The following is a 17125-nucleotide window of genomic DNA, read 5'->3' as shown; positions in this document are numbered from 1 at the left end:
ACGAGGGCGACATTGTAGCAGCTTATTTCAGGGCCTCCAGGCGGGCCTGGTCGTTCTTGAGCTGGGCGATGCGCCCCTCGATGCGGCGCTGCTCCAGGGGTTGTTCCTCGTAAAGCCGGTAGGCGTTGTGCATATGGTTGATGGCGCGCCGGAAGGCGCCCAGGTAGGCCATGCGCTCGGCCTGCCAGTATTCCCGGGCCGCCTCGTTGTCGGCCTTGGCCTGGGCCTCGATCATCAGCTCCAGGGCCAGGGCGTCGTCCGGGCGACGAAACAGGTGCGGCTCCAGTACGGCGGCGGCCTTTTGTGGCTGCTTGGCCTTGAGCCAGGCATTGGCCAGGTTGAGGCTGACCACGGCGTGCTCGGGCCTCAGTGTGGCCTGGTGCTCCAGCAGGGCGGCGGCCTCCTCGGCACGGTCCAGCTCCATCAGGGCATCGGCCTTGAGCACCAGGTAGAAGAGGTTGTGGCGGTCTTTCTTCAGCAGCCGCTCGGCCGTGGCCAGGGCCCGTTCACCCTGCTCCTCCTGCAGATCCAGCAGCGCCAGGCCGTAGTCCAGGGCCTCGGGGAAGACCGCTTCGTGGTGGCGCCTGGCCTTGTCCAGGCCGGCCCGGGTGGCCTTGGGATCCCGGCCGTAGTTGGCCTTGAGCAGCATCTTCACCAGGTGGAAGTCCAGGCTGGGGTTGGCCGGACGCCTGGGATAGAGTTCGGCCCTGTTGCGGGCGTCGGTGACCCGTGATTCCGGCAAGGGGTGGGTGAGCAGGAACTCCGGCGGCTTGCGCACGAAGCGGTACTTGGCGGCCATCTTGCCGAAGAAGCTGGCGGCGGCACGGGGGTCGTAGCCGGCCTCGTTGAGGGTCTGGAAGCCGACCCTGTCCGCTTCCTGCTCGTTGCTGCGGGTGTAGTTGATGCCCAGCTGCTGGCTGGCGGCCAGGGTGGCGTTGAGGCCGGCCATGCCGGCTTCGGGGTTGGCCATGCCCACCAGGATGGACGCCGCCACCGCGGCAATGGTCAGGGGCAGGTTCTTCTGGCTCTGCTCCATGGCCCGGGCCAGGTGGCGCTGGGTGATGTGGGCGATTTCGTGGGCCAGGACCGAGGCCAGCTCGTCCTCGCTGTCGGCCTCCTCTATGATGCTGGTGAACACCGCCACATGGCCGCCGAAATAGGCGAAGGCGTTGAGTTCGTGGGCGCGGATCACCATGAAATCGAACGGGCTGCGCACGTTTTCGGCGTGGGCCACCAGCTTGTAGCCCAGGGCCTGGACGTACTCGGTGACCAGGGGATCCCGCACCATGGGGGCCTGGTTGCGCAGCTGCTTGGTGTAGAGCTCGCCCAGCAGCTGCTCCTTCTCCAGGGTCAGCACATTGAGGCTGGCGGTGCCGATCTCCGGCAGGTTGTTGCTGCCCTGGACCTGGGCGGCACCCAGGGCCAGCACCAATGCAGCACATATCCCTTTGACTTTCATAGATTTGACTCTATCCCCTCATGTGTTCACCTTACCAATTCGGCAGGTAAAAGTCCTGTTTGTTTCCAGCGCCTTAAGGGCCATAATGTGGCGCCGTCTCTGCATGGAGAATGAATGATGACCACGCTCGACCTGCGTGGCCTGAGCTGTCCGGTGCCCCTGGTGGAAACCAAGCTGGCCCTGAGGGCCTGGGACGGGGCCGAACCGTTCAGGGTGCTGATCTCTGACCCCGGTTCCCGGCGAGATATCCCCAACTACCTGAAAAAAGCGGGATATGCTTACCAAAGCCAGGCCCTTGACGGCGGTGCCGTGCAACTGTCCGTGCTTGGCAAGTCAAAGGAGACTTGATGAAAGAGCTGATCTCCGGCTGGTTCAGCCGGCGTTTTTCCGACCCCCACGCCATCACCCTGTTCCTGTTGCTGATCTTCGGCTTCGGCATCATCTACGCCTTCGGCAACTTCATGGCGCCGCTGCTGGTGGCCCTGGTGCTGGCCTACCTGGTGGAATGGCCGGTGCAGAAGCTGATGCGCCTGGGCCTGGGCCGCACCTGGGCGGCCAGCCTGATGCTGCTGCTGTTCCTCGGCCTGATGTTGCTGTTTTTGCTGGTGCTGATGCCAACGGTCTGGAAGCAGACCTCGACCCTGATCAGCGAGCTGCCGACCATGGTCGACAAGACCCGGGAGTTCGTGCTGGCCCTGCCGCAGCGCTACCCGGGCCTGGTGCAGCCGGAGCAGGTGTCGCTGCTGGTGGACGAGATCCAGAAGCACATGGTCGGCTGGGCGCAGACCGCCCTGGGTGTCACCGTCACCTCCCTGGGCAACGTGGTGGCGCTGCTGATCTACCTGATCCTGGTGCCGCTGCTGATGTTCTTCTTCCTCAAGGACAAGGATCACCTGCTCAGTTCCTTCGACCGTTTCCTGCCCAGCAACCGCAAGCTGGCCATCCAGGTGTGGACGGAAATGAACCAGCAGATCGCCAACTATGTGCGTGGCAAGGTGGTGGAAATCATCATAGTGGGGGCGGCCAGCTACATCGTCTTCGTGCTGATGGGGCTGCGTTACTCGGCGCTGCTTGGCCTGCTGGTGGGGCTGTCGGTGCTGATCCCCTACATAGGCGCCGCCGTGGTGACCCTGCCGGTGGCGCTGGTGGCGCTGTTCCAGTGGGGCACCGGCAGCGAATTCCTGTACCTGATGCTGGCCTACGGGGTGATCCAGGCCCTGGACGGCAATGTGCTGGTGCCGCTGCTGTTCTCCGAGGCGGTCAACCTGCACCCGGTGGCCATCATACTGGCGGTGCTGTTCTTCGGTGGCCTGTGGGGCTTCTGGGGGGTGTTCTTTGCCATCCCCCTGGCGACCCTGGTAAAAGCGGTGGTCAACGCCTGGCCCATGGATGGTCCGACCGAGCCCAGGGCCGAGTCACAAGCCTAGGGTCGCCAATGGCGCTGTTATCCCTTGGGGTAAAAGCGGTGGTCAACGCCTGGCCCATGGATGGCCCGACCGAGCCCAGGGCCGAGTCACAGGCCTAGGGTCGCCAATGGCGCTGTTATCCCTTGGGGTAAAAGCGGTGGTCAATGCCTGGCCCATGGATGGCCCGACCGAGCCCAGGGCCGAGTCACAGGCCTAGGGTCGCCAATGGCGCTGTTATCCCTTGGGGTAAAAGCGGTGGTCAACGCCTGGCCCATGGATGGCCCGACCGAGCCCAGGGCCGAGTCACAGGCCTGAAGCCGGCAATGAAAAAGGGCGCCCATGGGCGCCCTTCTCATCCCTGTCGCACGCGCCGTCAGGCGTTGGCGTCCAGCCAGTCCAGTACCACCTGGTGGTGATCCTTGGTCTTGAACTTGTCGAAGCGGTGCAGCACGGTGCCGTCTTCGCCGATCAAAAAGCTCAGGCGGTGAATGCCGTCGTACTCCCGGCCCATGAATTTCTTCAGGCCCCAGACGCCGAAGGCGTCGGCGATGGCGTGATCCTCGTCGGACAGCAGCCGGAAGTTGAGCTGGTGCTTGTCCTCGAAGCGCTTGAGCTTGGCCACCGGATCCGGGCTCATGCCCAGCACCACCACCTTGCGCCTGGCCAGCTCGGCCTCGCTGTCACGCAGGCTGCAGGCCTGGGTGGTGCAGCCCGGGGTCAGCGCCTTGGGGTAGAAATAGACCAGGACCTTCTGGCCCTGGAACTGGCCCAGGCTGACGTCGTTGCCGTCCTGGTCCTTGAGGGTGAAGGCCGGCGCCTTGTCGCCGGCGGAAAGGGGATTGATGCTCATCACGACTCCTCGTGGCGGATTTCACTGTGCTGGGTCAGTCGGGACAGGGTCAGGTTGAGACGCTCGGCCTGGCCGAAGGGGGTCAGCTGTCCTTCCAGATCGTCAACGGACAGGCCCTGGGGCAGGTTGATGCGCAGGGTCACGTGCAGGCGTTCGCCCTGCTCGCCAGGGGTCACAGAGGAACTCAGGGCACCCAGGTTGACCTTGTGCTCGGCCAGGAAGCGGGTGACCTGGGAGATGATGCCGGGCCTGTCGTCGGTCTCCAGGGTCATCTCCACCAGATCGCCGTAGTCGTCCGGGGCATGGGCGCCGGTGCGCTTGATCATGGTCAACAGCTTGTGGTCCCTGGCCAGCAGCGGCAGCTGGCTTTCGATCTGGCCGATGGCGTTCCAGTCACCGCTGACCAGCATCATCATGGTGAATTCCTGGCCGAAGATGACGGTGCGGCTGTCGACGATGTTGCACTGGCACTGGCTGACCAGCTGGATCACCTCGTGCACTATGCCGGGCCTGTCTTCGCCGATGGCCGTCACCACCAGATATTTGCTCATTTAGCCTGTCCTCGGGCGTTTACTTGTGTTGCCAGAGGGGCAAAAGTACCATACAAGCCCTGGGAGAAAACAGGAGCTTAGCATGTTTGCCGGTAGTGCCGTGGCGCTCATCACCCCGATGGATGCCGAAGGAAATGTGGATTATTCCGCGCTGGAAGCCTTGGTGGAATGGCATATCACCGAAGGGACCCAGGCCATAGTGGCCATGGGTACCACGGGCGAGTCCGCCACCCTGAGCGAAGCCGAACACCTGGAGGTGGTGAAACAGGTGGTCAAGGCCGCGGCGGGCAGGGTTCCTGTGTTGGCCGGTAACGGCGGCAGCAGCACCCGTGGCGTGCTGGCCCTGACCGAAAAGCTCAACGCCCTGGGTATCGACGGCCTGCTGACGGCGACCCCTGCCTACAACAAGCCGCCCCAGGCCGGCCTCATCGCCCATTACCGGGCCCTGGAGGCCATCAGCGATACGCCCATCATTCTCTACAATGTGCCCGGGCGCACCGCCGTGGACATGACCGCCGATACCGTGGCCAGCCTGGCTGAACTTCCCGGCATCGTCGGCATCAAAGAGGCCACTGGGGATCTGGCCCGCCTGGCCGACATCCGCGCCCTGGTCGGTGACGACTTCCTGTTGCTGTCCGGCGACGACGCCACCAGCCGCGCCTTCATGCTGGCCGGTGGCCATGGCGTGATCAGCGTGACCGCCAATGTGGCGCCCGGGCTCTTTGCCCAGATGTGCGAGAAGGCCCTGGCCGGGGATCTGGCCGGTGCCGAAGCCGTGGACCGCAGGATACAGGGGCTGCACCGGGCCCTCTTTATCGAGTCCAACCCCATTCCCGCCAAGTGGGCCCTGAAGCGCCTTGGCAAGATTGAATCTGATATGCTGCGGCTGCCCCTGTTGCCCTTGAGTCCCAATGGCCAGGCCGCCGTGGAGGCCGCCCTGAAGCAGGCGGCGTTGATCTGAGGATACGATGATAAGAAGAAATGGAACCTACCTGCTGACCCTGGCCGTGCTGGCCGGCTGCTCCTCCGTGGCCGACCGCCGCCAAGCCGACAGCGGCTTTGACTACCTTGATACGCCGCCGGCGACCGCCCTCAAGGCACCGGCCGGCCTCAGCACCCCGGAGCAGAGCCGCGAGTACCGCGTACCCGAGGTTCAGGGTGAACACCCCGTGGGCCCGGCCGTGGACATCCGCGCACCGCAGCTGATCCTGCCGGTGGTAGCCAACAGCCGGGTGGAAGAGGGCGCCGCCCTGGCCGTGACCCTGGATGCCCAGACCGGCCAGGCGGACGTGGTCAGCGACATTCGTTCCAGCCTGGATGCCTGGCTGGCGGCCAGGGCCATCCCGGTGACCCAGGCCAGCGAGACCGAGCTGGTCACCGACTGGTTCGTGCCCGCCGAGGGCGAGTCCCTGCTGGCCCTGTCCGACGACGTGGATGCCAGGCGCAAGTTCCGCATCAACATCCACCCGGAAGGTCACAGGCGTACCGCCACCCTGAGCGTCGAGCACCTGGGCAGCGAGTCCCTGGAGGAAGGCATTGACGCCGGCAGCGGCGAGCGCATTGCCGCCGCCCTGATCAACGACTGGCTGATCTACTACGGCAACAACCAGGCGCTGCAAAACCAGCAACTGGCGCTGCAGAAGTTCCAGCCCATTGCCAGCCGGCTCGGCCTGGACGCCAACGGCGTACCGTCCTTCCTGCTGGAGGCGGACTTCGAACGCAGCTGGTCGCGTATCCCCCTGGTGCTCGAACACATGGGCTTCGAAGTCAAGGACTTCGACAAGAGCCTGGGCACCCTGTTCGTCGAGTACACCGGTGCCACCAAGGGCTCCTTCTGGGACTCCCTGTTCGGCAGCGGCGGCGATCTGGAGCTGTCATTGGATGACGACGACTACCAGGTGCAGCTGGGCGAGATGGGCGAGCTGACCTCGGTGAGCTTCGTCGACGACGACGGCAAGCCGGTCAAGGCCGACGTCTACAGCGAGATGAGCAACGCCTTCACCTCCCTGATGCGCGACGGTGACCTCAAGGAGCCGAAATAGCGTTGGTAACCCTGCCTTGATCGGGTAGAATACGCGGGCCGCTGAAGAGCGGCCTTTTTTATCCCCTAGGGCGCAAACGTTTCACTGGAGTTTGATGACGATGGAAAAACGCGCAGAGCTGTATCGCGGCAAGGCCAAGTCGGTTTACACCACGGACAACCCTGACTACCTGATCCTGCACTTCCGCAACGATACCTCCGCTTTCGACGGCGAGAAGGTCGAGCAACTGGCGCGCAAGGGCATGGTCAACAACAAGTTCAACCATTTCATCATGAACAAGCTGGAAGAGGCCGGCGTGCCCACCCAGGTCGAGAGCCTGCTGTCCGACGAGGAAGCCCTGGTCAAGAAACTGGACATGATCCCGGTTGAGTGCGTGGTGCGCAACATTGCCGCCGGCTCCCTCTGCCGCCGCCTGGGCGTGGAAGAGGGCCAGGATCTGAACCCGCCCACCTTCGAACTCTTCCTCAAGAACGACGCCCTGCACGACCCCATGATCAACGAAAGCCACTGCGTGGCCTTCGGCTGGGCGACCCTGGAGCAGCTGGCGCGCATGAAGGAGCTGACCTTCAAGGTCAACGCGGTGCTGAAGCAGCTGTTCGACGACGCCGGCATGCTGCTGGTGGACTACAAGCTGGAGTTCGGCCTGTTCAAGGGCGAGATCGTGCTGGGCGACGAGTTCTCCCCGGACGGCTGCCGCCTGTGGGACAAGGAAACCCGCAACAAGCTGGACAAGGATCGCTTCCGCCAGGGCCTGGGCGGCGTGGTTGAGGCCTACGAAGAAGTGGCCCAGCGCCTGGGCGTCAAGCTGGACTGAGCCCCAAGCCAAGCCTGAAAAAGCCCGCCCAGTGCGGGCTTTTTTGTGGCCGCTGTGCGCTGTTTTCTAGGCATAGTTTCCGAGGTTGGTTGAAAAAATGCCTGCTTGCATTAGGCTCAAGTGGCGCTTGTTCCGGAATGAGATCCCTGATCTGTCGTCGTTCCTCATAACCACACTGAGGGAGATACACATGTTCAAGCAAAGCCTGTTGGCCGCTACCCTGGCCGGGCTCCTGGCCGCTCCGGCCGCCGCCAACGAGTTCCTGGTGGTCGCTAAGCAACAAAGACTGTCACCGGCCCTGGAAAGGGCGATACAGGAGGCGGGCGGCACCATCACAAACCGCATCGACGCCATCGGCATCGCCCTGGTGGAAGCTCCGGCCCATTTCAAACAGGACATCGCTGGTGCCGTGCAGCTGCAGGCGGTCTTGCCCAATGTCCGGGCCGGCACCGGGCCGGTGAAGAGCCAGTCCATGGACGAGCCGCCCTTCAGTGGCGATGACGATTTCTTCTTCGATCTGCAATGGGGCCACACGGCGGTCGGTGCCGTCGGCGCCTGGCACGCCGGCTACAGCGGCCAGGGGGTGCGGGTGGCGGTGCTGGACTCCGGCATCGACAGCAGCCATCCGGATCTGGCCCCCAACCTCAATACGGCCCTGTCCGCCTCCTTCGTCCCGGGCGAATCCTATGACTGGGCACCGGACGTGTTCCACCACGGCAGCCATGTGGCCGGTACCATTGCCGCCGCCGATAACGGCTTTGGCACCATAGGGGTGGCCCCCAATGCCGAGTTGGTGGCGCTCAAGGTACTGTCGGCCGAAACCGGCAGCGGCTCTTCCTTCGGGGTGATGGCGGCCATGGTCTATGCCGCCGACATCGGCGCCCGGATCGCCAACATGAGCCTGGGCTCCGAACTGCCGCGCCACGGTTTCGTGGACGACAACGGCACACCGGACGACGCCAGTGACGATGTCCGCTACAACGGCGCCGACATAGCCCAGTTCGTCAAGGCCTACCAGCGTGCCAGCCGCTATGCCCGCCAGCATGGCGTGCTGCTGGTGGCCGCCGCCGGCAATGACGGCTTCGATGGCGACCATGACAGGGATCTGCTGTGGCTGCCTGCCGGCCTGCCGGAGGTCATGTCGGTTTCGGCCACGGCGCCGGTCAGCTGGGCCCAGGATCCGGCCGGTTTCCTCGATTACCCGGCCGGTTACAGCAACAGTGGCCAGTCGTCCATCGACGTGGCGGCACCGGGTGGCTGGTGGGCCGGCAGTGGCGATCTCTGTACCGTTGCCGGCATCACCAATGCCTGCTGGGTCTTTGATTTGGTCTTCTCCACCGGCTACGGCGCCTGGTACTGGAGTGCCGGTACCTCCATGGCCGCGCCCCATGCCAGCGGCGTGGCGGCACTGTGGCTGGAGAAGTACCCACGGCTTAGCCCCCAGCAGCTGGAGGAGCTGTTGAAGTCGACGGCCGAGGATCTGGGCAAGCCCGGCCAGGACGACCACTACGGCGCCGGCAGGGTGCTGGCACCCCAGGACTGAGTTGGCCTGGCCCAAAAGAAAGCCCGCTAACGCGGGCTTTCGTCTTTCTTGTCCTGCTCTTTTTTCTTCTGCCACGGCTTATTGGGCAGCAACAAAAGCAGGTTGCCGAGGATCAGCAGCAGCGCCAACAGCGCTATCCACCAGGCCATCAGCTTGGCTCCGCTATGTTGGCCACGTAGCGCCGGTGAAGCTCGGACAGCCTGGGCAGGATCTGTTCCTTGCCGGCCAGCTCGCTGTCCGTCAGGGCCTTTTCCAGCAGCTTGGGGGTCAGCTGGGCCAGCAGGGGTTCGCTGACCGGGGCGTAGCTCAGGTGCCAGGGCTCCACGGCCACGCCGCCCCTGTCCTGGCCATAGGGCAGGAAAAAGCCGTGGCGGCCGGCGTTGTCGACCAGCCAGGCGGCCAGCTGGCCCTGGGGCCCGTTCGGGCCGTATTCCCGGGGGCTGAGCGCCAGCGGCTGTTGGCCCTGGCTCCTGCGGCAATAAAGATCCAGATCGGTGCCCCAGTGATGGCGGCTGGCGCCGGGCAGGGCGGAAAAGCGCAGGATGGCGGCGAGCCTGTGGTCGACGTCCATGGCGGCGACGTCCAGAGCCAGGCCCCGGTCGTCATGGACAGGGCGTTGGCCCTGCCACTTGCCGTTGAAGATGCTCAGCTGGCGCTCGAAGTCGCGAAAACCGGAGGCGATGGCGAGCTCGAAGCCGGCCTGGGCCGCATCCGAGCGCAGCGCCTTGAAGGCATCGGCCGTGGCCGGCTCCAGCCGGTGGCCGTCCAGCTCCACCAGGTGGTCGTCGGCCAGGCCCAGCAGCCGCGCCTCAGGCCAGCAGGCGTTCAAGGATGCGCTCATAGACGTCGGCAAGCAGATCCAGATCCGAGGCCTTCACCGCCTCGTTGACCTTGTGGATGGTGGCGTTGACCGGCCCCAGCTCCACCACCTGGGCGCCGGTGGGGGCGATGAAACGGCCGTCGGAGGTGCCGCCGGAGGTCTCCAGGCGGGTTTCGATGCCGGCCTTGTCGGCGATGGCCTCCTTCACCGCTGCCACCAGGGGGCCGGCCTCGGTGAGGAAGGGTTCGCCGTTGAGCTTCCAGTCCAGCTCGTAGTCCAGGCCATGGGCGTCCAGTATGCCGATCACCCGTTGCTTGAGGCCGTCGGCGCTGCTCTCGGTGGAGAAGCGGAAGTTGAACTTCACCTCCAGCTCGCCTGGCACCACGTTCTCGGCGCCGGTACCGGCCTGGAGGTTGGAGATCTGGAAGCTGGTGGGCGGGAAATAGGCGTTGCCCTGGTCCCACTGGGTGGCGGCCAGCTCGGAAAGTGCCGGGGCGGCCAGGTGCACCGGGTTCTTGGCCAGGTGCGGGTAGGCCACGTGGCCCTGGACGCCCTTGACGGTCAGGTAGCCGGACAGGGAGCCGCGGCGGCCGTTCTTGACCACGTCGCCGAGCCTGGCGGTGCTGGAGGGCTCGCCGACGATGCACCAGGTGATCTTCTCGTTCCTGGCTTCCAGGGTCTCGACGACCTTGACGGTGCCGTTGATGAAGGGACCTTCCTCGTCGGAGGTGATCAGGAAGGCGATGGAGCCCTTGTGATCCGGGTGTTTGGCCACGAAGCGCTCGGTGGCCACCACCATGGCCGCCAGGCTGCCCTTCATGTCGGCGGCGCCGCGCCCGTGCAGGTAGCCGTCCAGCACCACAGGCTCGAAGGGCGGCGTGTGCCACTGCTCCAGGGGGCCTGTGGGCACCACGTCGGTGTGGCCGGCAAAGCAGAACACCGGGCCTTCGCTGCCCTTGCGGGCCCAGAGGTTGGTGGTGTCCTCGAACACCATGGATTCCAGCTCGAAGCCGAGCCTGGCCAGGCGCTCGCCCATCAGCGCCTGGCAGCCGGCGTCTAGTGGCGTCACAGAGGGGCGGGCGATCAGCTCGCAGGCCAGGGCCTGCACCTCGCTCATGCCTCGGCTCCGGCGAAGATACCCTGGTACTGATCGTCCTTGAAGCCCAGGTGCAGCTGGCCGTCATGGCTCAGCAGCGGGCGCTTGATCAGGGCCGGGTGCTCCAGCATCAGGCGGATGGCCTTGTCGAAGTCGATATCCGTCTTGTCGGCATCGGGCAGCTGGCGGAAGGTGGTGCCGCGCTTGTTCAGCAGCTGCTCCCAGCCCAGTGCCTTGGCCCAGCCTTCCAGCTCGGCCTGGGCCAGGCCGTCGGTGCGGTAGTCGTGGAAGATGAAGGGGACGCTGTTGGCGTCCAGCCATTTGCGGGCCTTGCGGATGGTGTCGCAGCTCTTGATGCCGTAGAGGGTGGTCATGGTGTGGCTCTTGCCTGTCTTGCTGTGGTCCTTGGCCACCATGTTACCAAGGACCACCCGAAGGGTCACTTCACCAGGTTGAGGATCACGTCCTGGCCTTGGGTGACCTGGCCGGAGCAGGGTTTGAAGTCGAGGATGTCGTCCATGTTGGAAACCACCACAGGGGTCAGGGTGGAGCGGGCATGGGTCTGCATGAAGGGCAGATCGAACTCGATGATGGGCTCGCCACGGCTCACGGTCTGGCCTTCCTGGGCCAGGCGCTTGAAGCCTTCCCCCTTGAGCTCGACGGTGTCGATGCCGAAGTGCACGAACAGCTCCACGCCGTCATGGGAGGCGATGGAGAAGGCGTGGTTGGTCTCGAAGATCTTGCCGATGGTGCCGTCCACCGGGGCCACCAGCTGGTTGCCGGTGGGATTGATGGCGATGCCGTCACCGACGATCTTCTCGGAGAAGACCACGTCCGGGACCGACTCTATGCTGACCAGCTCGCCGGACAGGGGCGCATAAATGGCGATGCTCTGCCCTTGGGGTTTGTCGGCCAGCAGGTGTTTGAGGCGGTTCAGCAGGCTCATGGGATCTCTTGAGTGACGGTTTTTGCCAAGCTTATCACGCTTTAGGCAGCAATGCGGCGATGTCGGCCGCGCTCTGGCAGCCGATCAGCGCCGCCAGGCGAGCCTGCCAGTGGCCGGCGTCCAGGGTGGCGACATGATGGCGAATGGCCGGCACCGCGGCACTGCCCATGGACAGGGTGTCTATGCCCAGCGCCAGCCACAGCGGCGTCCACTGGGGGTTGGCGGCCAGCTCGCCACAGAGGGACACGGGAATGCCGGCCTGCTTGGCGGCGCTGCACACCTGGGCCAGCAGCCGCAGCAGGGCCGGGGACAGCTGGCCGAGGCGGTCCGCCACCCTGACGTTGTCCCTGTCCACGGCCAGGGTGTACTGCATCAGGTCGTTGGTGCCGATGGAGAAAAAGTCCACCTTCACCGCCAGCAGGTCGGCCAGCAGGGCCGCGGCTGGGGTCTCGATCATGGCGCCGATGGTCGGCACCGGCACGCCCAGCTCCTCGGCCAGGGCCAGGATCCGCTCCTTGACGAAGTCGACCTCCTCCATGGCGGTGATCATGGGCAGCAGGATGCGCACCTCGTATTCGCGGCTCACGTCCAGCAGGGCCCGCAGCTGGGCGTCCAGCACGTCCGGCCTGTCGATAAGGATGCGGATGCCGTGCCAGCCCAGGGCCGGGTTGGGCTCCTCTTCCAGGCCCAGCCAGGGCAGGGGCTTGTCGGCACCGGCATCCAGCAGCCGGAAGGTGACCGGCGCCGGGGCGCAGTCCCGGGCGATCTGCCGATATAGGGCACTCTGGCGCTCCACGGTAGGGGCGCTGTGGCGGTGCAGGAACAGGAACTCGGTGCGGCACAGGCCCACTTCCTGGGCGCCGACCCTGGCCACCAGGGCGCTTTCCATCAGGGTACTGATGTTCAGGGCCAGCCCGACTTCGCGGCCGTCGCGGGTTCGGGCCGGCCCCCGCTCGTCCGGGCCAGCCTGGGCCGGTACGGCGCACTGGGGGGCCAGCCTGGCCTTGGTAACGTCGCTGGGATCCTGGTAGAGGCGGCCCTGGTCGGCGTCCAGGGCCAGGGCCTGGCCGTCGCGGATCTGGTTGATGCCCATGCAGCCGCTGATGGCCGGTACCCCCAGGGCCCGGGCCAGTATGGCGGCATGGGAATGCTTGCCGCCGCGCAGGGTGACCAGGCCCAGCAGCTTGTCGGCGTCCAGCAGGGTCAGCTGGGCCGGGGTCAGCTCGTTGGCCAGCAGGATCACCGGCTGATCCAGGCTGATGTGGTCCGGCGGCATGCGTTCCTGGAGGATGTGCACCAGGCGCCGGGCCAGATCGCGCAGATCGTGGGCCCGCTCCGACAGGTAGGCGTCGTCCAGGCTGTGCAGATCCCGAGCCTGGCGGTCCAGCACCCGGTACACGGCCGCCTCGGCCTTGAGCCTGTCGTCGGTGATGGCGGCCAGCACGTCCTGGTGCAGTTCAGGGTCGGTGACCAGCAGCTGCAGGCCGGCAAAGAGCGCCGCCACCTCGTCGCCCAGGCGCTGGTGGGCCTGTTCGGCCAGGTCGCTGAGCTGGCTGGAGGCGGTGGCCAAGGCCCGATCGAAGCGCTGGCACTCGGCCTGGCATTGCGCGGCGGGGCAGGGGGTGAAATCCAGGGTCAGGTCGGCCGGCGGCAGGGTCAGGGCCGGGCCTATGGCGGCGCCGGGGGAGATGCTGATGCCGCGCCATTCCACCTGCATCACAGGCTCTCCAGCAGGGCGGACAGCTGTTCCAGGGCCTGCTCGGCGTCGCTGCCGTTGGCTTGAAGGGCGATCTCGGTGCCGCTGGCCAGCGGCAGCTTTTGCAGGCAGAACAGGCTCTTGGCATTGGCGCTCTGGTCGCCGACGCAGACGGCGATCTCGGCCTCGAAGGTTCGGGCCAGGGCCACCAGTTGGGCGGCTGGCCTGACGTGCAGGCCGTGGGGGGCGGTGATGCGCAAGGTTCTGCTTTTCATCGGCAAAGGGACGCGGTTGGGCTGACGGCAGGTTAGCATGGCGCGGCCCTAGGCAAAAGGGCCTATACTGATGGTGCTGACGCCATCAACTGCTTGCTGATTTGACCAATAAAAGGCCGCCCCAGGGGCGGCCTTTTCTATTGGGTGGCCTGGATGGCGGTGAGGGCGATGGTGTAGACGATGTCCTCCACCAGGGCGCCCCGGGACAGGTCGTTGACCGGCTTCTTCATGCCCTGGAGCATGGGGCCGATGCTGACCAGATCCGCCGAGCGCTGCACCGCCTTGTAGGTGGTGTTGCCGGTGTTCAGATCCGGGAAGATGAACACCGTGGCCTGGCCGGCCACCGGGCTGTCCGGCGCCTTGGCCCTGGCCACCGACTCGATGACGGCGGCGTCGTACTGGAGCGGGCCGTCGATGGCCAGATCCGGGCGCTTCTGCTTGGCCAATAGGGTGGCCTGGCGCACCTTGTCCACGTCGGAGCCGGAGCCGGAGTCGCCGGTCGAATAGGAGATCATGGCCACCCTGGGCTCGATGCCGAAGGTCTGGGCGGAGTCGGCGGACTGGATGGCGATCTCCGCCAGCTGCTCGGCGCTGGGGTTGGGGTTGATGGCGCAGTCGCCGTACACCAGCACCTGCTCCGGCAGCAGCATGAAGAAGACGCTGGACACCAACGAGGCGCCCGGGGCCGTCTTGATCAGCTGCAGCGGCGGCCGGATGGTGTTGGCGGTGGTGTGCACGGCGCCGCTGACCAGGCCGTCGACCTCGTCCTGGGCCAGCATCATGGTGCCCAGCACCACGTTGTCCTTGAGCTGCTCCCTGGCCATGACCGCTTCCAGGCCCTTGCCCTTGCGCAGCTCCATCATGGGGGCCACGTAACGCTCGCGGATGGCGTCGGGGTCGACGATGTCGATGCCGTCACCCAGGGTCACGCCCTGGGCCTGGGCCACCTTGAGCACGGCGTCCGGCTTGGCCAGCAGCACGCAGCGGGCGATGCCACGCTCGGCGCAGATGGCGGCGGCCCTGACCGTGCGCGGCTCGTCCCCTTCCGGCAGCACGATGCGCTTGTGGGCGCCCCTGGCCTTTTCGGTGAGCATGTGGCGGAAGGCCGGCGGCGACAGCCGCCGCACCTGGCTGCCGCTGGCGCTGAGCTGGTTGATGAAGTCCCTGTCCAGCTGGTCGGCCACGGCGTTCATCACCAGCTCCTGGCGCTCGGTGTCGTCCACCGGCACTTCCAGGTTGAAGCTCTGCACGTTCAGGGAGGTCTGCCAGGTGTTGGTGGGCACCATCAGCACAGGCAGGCCGGCCTCGAAGGCGCCCTGGCAGAGTTTGAGCACCTGGGCCTCGGGCTGGTAGCCGCCGGTGAGCAGCAGGGCGCCCAGCTCCATGCCGTTCATGGTGGCCAGGCAGGCGGCGGTGATCACGTCGGAGCGGTCCCCCGAGGTCACCAGCAGGGCGCCGGGCTTGAGGTGCGGCACCATGTTGGCCAGGGAGCGGGCCCCGAACACCACAGAGCGCAGCCGGCGGGTCGCCAGGGCGCCCTTGTTGAGCACGGTGGCGTCCAGGTGGCGGGCCAGATCCAGGCCCCGCGGCGAGATAAGCTCGGGCTGCCAGTTGATGCTGCCAAGCAGCTTGAAGCGGCTGGAGAACAGCTTGAGGGTGCGCAGCTCCAGATCGGCCTTGTCGACGTTCTGGTAGTCGAAGATCTCCGACAGGTCGGGACGGGTGCGACCTTCGGCGTCCACCGGGGCATTGACCTTGTTGATGATGGCACCCAGCAGGCGGCGGTTCTTGAGGCCGCCGAAATGGCTGGCGGCCACCTCAATGCGCTCCTCCAGCTCGCGGGCGCCGTCGGCGCCCGGGGTCACCACCAGCACCACCTCGGCGTCCAGGGCCCGGGCGATCAGGTGGTTGATGCGGTGGGCGTAGGAATGCATGCGGGTGGGCACCAGGCCTTCGATGACCACCACGTCGCTCTCCCTGGCCAGCTGGTTGTAGCGGGCCACGATCTCCTCGAGCAGGCTGTCGGTGTCGTCGTCACCGATCAGGCTCTCCACGTGCTCGATGGACAGCGGCTCGGGCGGGTTGAGCCCGGCCACGTTGCGCAGTATGGCGGTGGAGCGCTCCGGGCCGGTATCGCCGCGGCGGGGCTGGGCGATGGGCTTGTAGAAGCCGGCCTTGGTGCCTTCGCGCTCCAGGGCGCGCACCAGGCCCAGGCTGACCGAGGTCAGGCCGACGCTTGTCCCGGCGGGAACCAGCAGTATGGTCCTCATCGGCCGGCCTCCTCGGCAATGGCCAGGGCGTCACGGGCAATCACCCCTTCCTCGTTGGTCGGCACCACCAGCGCCTTGGGCCCCTGGCCCTTGGTGATGATGCCGGCCTGGCCGAAGCGGGCGGCCAGGTTGGCCTCGTCGTCCAGTTCGAAGCCGAAGGCGGCCAGGTGTTCCAGCACCTGGGCACGAATGACGTCGGAGTTCTCGCCGATGCCGCCGGTGAAGATGATCCCGTCCAGGCCCTTGAGGGGCACGGCGTAGCTGGCGATGTACTTGGCCAGGCGGTAGCAGAACAGGTTCAGGGCCAGCATGGCGCCGCCATGGCCCTCGGCGGCGGCCTCCTCGATGCCGCGGCAGTCGTTGGTGAGCTCGGACACGCCCAGCAGGCCGGAGGCCTTGTTGAGCATGGCCTTCACTTCGCCGGCACTGTGATCCAGGTTGTCCATCAGGTGGAAGATGATGCTGGGGTCGAGATCGCCCGAGCGGGTGCCCATCACCAGGCCCTCCAATGGGGTCAGGCCCATGGAGGTGTCGACGCTTTTGCCGCCCTTGATGGCGCACACCGAGGCGCCGTTGCCCAGGTGGGCTGAAACCAGCCTGAGCTCTTCCACCGGCTTGCCCAGCATCTGCGCCGCCTCGCGGCTGACGAAATAGTGGCTGGTGCCGTGGAAGCCGTAGCGGCGGATGCCGTGGTCCCGGTACAGGTGGTAGGGCAACGCGTATGTGTAGGCCACCGGCGGCATGCTCTGGTGGAAGGCGGTATCGAACACCGCCACCTGGGGCAGGGCAGGGAAGGCGGCCATGGCGGCGCGGATCCCCTCCAGGTTGGCGGGATTGTGCAGCGGCGCCAGATCGGCGCAGGCCTCGATGCCCTTGATGACCTCGTCGTCGATGGCCACAGAGCCGGTGAAGCGCTCGCCGCCATGGACCACCCGGTGGCCCACGGCCACCAGTGCCTTCTTGAGTTCGGGGAATTCCGCCAGGATGTGCTCGACCAAAAAGCCCAGGGCCTCGCCATGGCCGGCGTTTTCGGCCAGGGCGACCTGGCGCTTCTGGCCATCGGCCTTGTACTTGATACGGGCATCCATCTGGCCCAGGCATTCGGCCAGGCCGGACAGTTGTTCCTGGCCGCTGTCGCCGTCGACGATGGCAAATTTGAGGGAGGAGCTGCCGCAGTTGAGAACCAAAACCAGCTTCGACATGAGTGTTGTACCTGTAAAGCGTGCTAATCAAGGGGCCGTGGTACCAAGCCCAGTATAGAGGCTACCCCGTTCACCACGGCAAAGGCGGGTATGCTACTGGAGTTACGTGGGCAAGAAAACTGTTACACTGAAATCATGACAGTCCGCGGAGCATA

18 protein-coding genes are annotated in these 17125 nt (G+C 65.9%); 6 read left to right on the top strand and 12 right to left on the bottom strand.

Annotation, left to right across the window (positions count from 1 at the left end):
* Positions 1 to 22: 22 nt before the first annotated feature.
* Positions 23 to 1459, bottom strand: a complete 1437-nt coding sequence (locus WDB71_RS09920) for a M48 family metalloprotease (RefSeq protein ID WP_341501426.1) — start codon at positions 1457 to 1459, stop codon at positions 23 to 25.
* A gap of 114 nt (positions 1460 to 1573) precedes the next feature.
* Here WDB71_RS09920 and WDB71_RS09915 point away from each other — a divergent pair, with 114 nt between their 5' ends.
* Both WDB71_RS09915 and WDB71_RS09910 read left to right on the top strand, forming a co-directional pair.
* Positions 1574 to 1807 carry a sulfurtransferase TusA family protein gene (locus tag WDB71_RS09915; protein WP_341501425.1) on the top strand — a complete coding sequence of 78 codons (234 nt, stop codon included), beginning with the start codon at positions 1574 to 1576 and terminating at the stop codon, positions 1805 to 1807.
* Entirely contained in the window at positions 1807 to 2886 is a 1080-nt protein-coding gene (locus tag WDB71_RS09910) for an AI-2E family transporter (RefSeq protein WP_341501424.1), read from the top strand. Before WDB71_RS09915 ends, WDB71_RS09910 begins: the two co-directional genes overlap by 1 nt.
* 352 nt (positions 2887 to 3238) lie before the next feature.
* On the opposite strand, the gene bcp is transcribed toward WDB71_RS09910, so the two are convergent.
* Both bcp and WDB71_RS09900 read right to left on the bottom strand, forming a co-directional pair.
* Positions 3239 to 3709 carry a thioredoxin-dependent thiol peroxidase gene (gene bcp / locus WDB71_RS09905; RefSeq protein WP_341504203.1) on the bottom strand — a complete coding sequence of 157 codons (471 nt, stop codon included), beginning with the start codon at positions 3707 to 3709 and terminating at the stop codon, positions 3239 to 3241.
* 5 nt (positions 3710 to 3714) lie between these two features.
* Complete coding sequence (locus tag WDB71_RS09900) at positions 3715 to 4266, bottom strand: ACT domain-containing protein (protein WP_341501423.1); 552 nt, start codon at positions 4264 to 4266, stop codon at positions 3715 to 3717.
* An 82-nt stretch (positions 4267 to 4348) separates the two neighbouring features.
* On the opposite strand from WDB71_RS09900, the gene dapA reads away from it, so the two are divergent.
* From dapA to WDB71_RS09880, 4 genes are all read left to right on the top strand, one after another.
* Complete coding sequence (gene dapA, locus WDB71_RS09895) at positions 4349 to 5227, top strand: 4-hydroxy-tetrahydrodipicolinate synthase (protein WP_341501422.1); 879 nt, start codon at positions 4349 to 4351, stop codon at positions 5225 to 5227.
* 7 nt (positions 5228 to 5234) lie between these two features.
* Positions 5235 to 6308, top strand: a complete 1074-nt coding sequence (bamC, locus tag WDB71_RS09890; protein WP_341501421.1) for an outer membrane protein assembly factor BamC — start codon at positions 5235 to 5237, stop codon at positions 6306 to 6308.
* Between the two features lie 100 nt (positions 6309 to 6408).
* The gene (gene purC / locus WDB71_RS09885) at positions 6409 to 7122 is read left to right on the top strand and encodes a phosphoribosylaminoimidazolesuccinocarboxamide synthase (RefSeq protein ID WP_341501420.1); all 714 of its coding nucleotides are present in this window, start codon (positions 6409 to 6411) and stop codon (positions 7120 to 7122) included.
* 190 nt (positions 7123 to 7312) lie between these two features.
* On the top strand, positions 7313 to 8665 hold the full coding sequence (locus tag WDB71_RS09880) for a S8 family serine peptidase (RefSeq protein ID WP_341501419.1): 1353 nt from the start codon (positions 7313 to 7315) through the stop codon (positions 8663 to 8665).
* A 26-nt stretch (positions 8666 to 8691) separates the two neighbouring features.
* On the opposite strand, the gene WDB71_RS09875 is transcribed toward WDB71_RS09880, so the two are convergent.
* The 9 genes from WDB71_RS09875 to WDB71_RS09835 form a co-directional block, all read right to left on the bottom strand.
* Positions 8692 to 8814 (bottom strand): hypothetical protein, encoded by a 123-nt coding sequence (locus WDB71_RS09875; RefSeq protein WP_341501418.1) that lies wholly within the window; start codon positions 8812 to 8814, stop codon positions 8692 to 8694.
* A complete protein-coding gene (locus WDB71_RS09870) occupies positions 8814 to 9494 on the bottom strand; it encodes a M15 family metallopeptidase (RefSeq protein ID WP_341501417.1) in 681 nt (226 codons plus the stop codon). The genes WDB71_RS09875 and WDB71_RS09870 overlap by 1 nt, the downstream gene beginning before the upstream one ends.
* The gene (dapE, locus tag WDB71_RS09865; protein WP_341501416.1) at positions 9475 to 10602 is read right to left on the bottom strand and encodes a succinyl-diaminopimelate desuccinylase; all 1128 of its coding nucleotides are present in this window, start codon (positions 10600 to 10602) and stop codon (positions 9475 to 9477) included. The genes WDB71_RS09870 and dapE overlap by 20 nt, the downstream gene beginning before the upstream one ends.
* A complete protein-coding gene (locus WDB71_RS09860; protein WP_341504202.1) occupies positions 10599 to 10955 on the bottom strand; it encodes an ArsC family reductase in 357 nt (118 codons plus the stop codon). Before WDB71_RS09860 ends, dapE begins: the two co-directional genes overlap by 4 nt.
* Before the next feature lie 65 nt (positions 10956 to 11020).
* On the bottom strand, positions 11021 to 11527 hold the full coding sequence (gene crr / locus WDB71_RS09855; RefSeq protein ID WP_341501415.1) for a PTS glucose transporter subunit IIA: 507 nt from the start codon (positions 11525 to 11527) through the stop codon (positions 11021 to 11023).
* A gap of 34 nt (positions 11528 to 11561) precedes the next feature.
* Positions 11562 to 13244, bottom strand: coding sequence for a phosphoenolpyruvate--protein phosphotransferase (gene ptsP, locus WDB71_RS09850; protein WP_341501414.1), 1683 nt, complete (start codon positions 13242 to 13244; stop codon positions 11562 to 11564).
* Positions 13244 to 13498 carry an HPr family phosphocarrier protein gene (locus tag WDB71_RS09845; protein ID WP_341501413.1) on the bottom strand — a complete coding sequence of 85 codons (255 nt, stop codon included), beginning with the start codon at positions 13496 to 13498 and terminating at the stop codon, positions 13244 to 13246. Before WDB71_RS09845 ends, ptsP begins: the two co-directional genes overlap by 1 nt.
* Before the next feature lie 137 nt (positions 13499 to 13635).
* Complete coding sequence (gene pta, locus WDB71_RS09840; RefSeq protein WP_341501412.1) at positions 13636 to 15768, bottom strand: phosphate acetyltransferase; 2133 nt, start codon at positions 15766 to 15768, stop codon at positions 13636 to 13638.
* On the bottom strand, positions 15765 to 16970 hold the full coding sequence (locus WDB71_RS09835; protein ID WP_341501411.1) for an acetate kinase: 1206 nt from the start codon (positions 16968 to 16970) through the stop codon (positions 15765 to 15767). Before WDB71_RS09835 ends, pta begins: the two co-directional genes overlap by 4 nt.
* Positions 16971 to 17125: the final 155 nt, after the last annotated feature.

Source organism: Gallaecimonas sp. GXIMD4217, assembly GCF_038087665.1.
Lineage (GTDB): Bacteria > Pseudomonadota > Gammaproteobacteria > Enterobacterales > Gallaecimonadaceae > Gallaecimonas.
The sequence above is the reverse complement of the archived record's forward strand: the minus strand, read 5'-3'. Positions and strand labels throughout refer to the sequence as shown.

What these genes read in the sequence shown, in the direction of transcription:
- WDB71_RS09920 (WP_341501426.1), bottom strand. Translation starts at nt 1,459, where the DNA reads ATGAAAGTCAAAGGGATATGTGCTGCATTGGTGCTGGCCCTGGGTGCC.
- WDB71_RS09915 (WP_341501425.1), top strand. Translation starts at nt 1,574, where the DNA reads ATGATGACCACGCTCGACCTGCGTGGCCTGAGCTGTCCGGTGCCCCTG.
- WDB71_RS09910 (WP_341501424.1), top strand. Translation starts at nt 1,807, where the DNA reads ATGAAAGAGCTGATCTCCGGCTGGTTCAGCCGGCGTTTTTCCGACCCC.
- WDB71_RS09900 (WP_341501423.1), bottom strand. Translation starts at nt 4,266, where the DNA reads ATGAGCAAATATCTGGTGGTGACGGCCATCGGCGAAGACAGGCCCGGC.
- dapA (WP_341501422.1), top strand. Translation starts at nt 4,349, where the DNA reads ATGTTTGCCGGTAGTGCCGTGGCGCTCATCACCCCGATGGATGCCGAA.
- bamC (WP_341501421.1), top strand. Translation starts at nt 5,235, where the DNA reads ATGATAAGAAGAAATGGAACCTACCTGCTGACCCTGGCCGTGCTGGCC.
- purC (WP_341501420.1), top strand. Translation starts at nt 6,409, where the DNA reads ATGGAAAAACGCGCAGAGCTGTATCGCGGCAAGGCCAAGTCGGTTTAC.
- WDB71_RS09880 (WP_341501419.1), top strand. Translation starts at nt 7,313, where the DNA reads ATGTTCAAGCAAAGCCTGTTGGCCGCTACCCTGGCCGGGCTCCTGGCC.
- WDB71_RS09875 (WP_341501418.1), bottom strand. Translation starts at nt 8,814, where the DNA reads ATGGCCTGGTGGATAGCGCTGTTGGCGCTGCTGCTGATCCTCGGCAAC.
- dapE (WP_341501416.1), bottom strand. Translation starts at nt 10,602, where the DNA reads ATGAGCGAGGTGCAGGCCCTGGCCTGCGAGCTGATCGCCCGCCCCTCT.
- WDB71_RS09860 (WP_341504202.1), bottom strand. Translation starts at nt 10,955, where the DNA reads ATGACCACCCTCTACGGCATCAAGAGCTGCGACACCATCCGCAAGGCC.
- crr (WP_341501415.1), bottom strand. Translation starts at nt 11,527, where the DNA reads ATGAGCCTGCTGAACCGCCTCAAACACCTGCTGGCCGACAAACCCCAA.
- ptsP (WP_341501414.1), bottom strand. Translation starts at nt 13,244, where the DNA reads ATGCAGGTGGAATGGCGCGGCATCAGCATCTCCCCCGGCGCCGCCATA.
- WDB71_RS09845 (WP_341501413.1), bottom strand. Translation starts at nt 13,498, where the DNA reads ATGAAAAGCAGAACCTTGCGCATCACCGCCCCCCACGGCCTGCACGTC.
- pta (WP_341501412.1), bottom strand. Translation starts at nt 15,768, where the DNA reads ATGAGGACCATACTGCTGGTTCCCGCCGGGACAAGCGTCGGCCTGACC.
- WDB71_RS09835 (WP_341501411.1), bottom strand. Translation starts at nt 16,970, where the DNA reads ATGTCGAAGCTGGTTTTGGTTCTCAACTGCGGCAGCTCCTCCCTCAAA.